This is a genomic window from Dietzia massiliensis, assembly GCF_018390595.1.
GTDB lineage: Bacteria > Actinomycetota > Actinomycetes > Mycobacteriales > Mycobacteriaceae > Dietzia > Dietzia massiliensis.
Genome location: NZ_JAHBAV010000257.1, coordinates 1 through 402 on the forward strand (window position 1 = coordinate 1; position 402 = coordinate 402).

The window sequence follows — 402 nt, forward strand, 5'->3', positions numbered from 1 at the left end:
GTACTACTCACGCGGAGGACTTATTGCGTTAACTCCGGCACTGAAATTTGACTCCCCACACTTAGTACTCATCGTTTACGGCGTGGACTACTAGGGTATCTAATCCTATTTGCTCCCCACGCTTTCGGGAATGAGCGTCAGTTACAGGCCAGACCGTCGCCTTCGCCACTGGTGTTCCTCCATATATCTACGCATTTCACCGCTACACATGGAATTCCACGATCCTCTCCTGCACTCTAGCAGCCCGGTTTCTATGGCTTAATGAAGTTAAGCTTAAGTCTTTCACCACAGACCTAGGCCGCCGCCTGCTAACTCTTTACGCCCAAGAATTCCGGATAACGCTCGCCACCGACGTATTAACGCGGCTGCTGGCAAGTAGTTAGCCGTGGCTTTCTCATAAAG

The 402-nt window shown here is 51.0% G+C and carries 1 rRNA gene; it reads right to left on the reverse strand.

Annotated elements, in window-relative coordinates:
* Positions 1–402, reverse strand: a 16S ribosomal RNA gene (locus tag KHA85_RS20500); the annotation flags it as partial.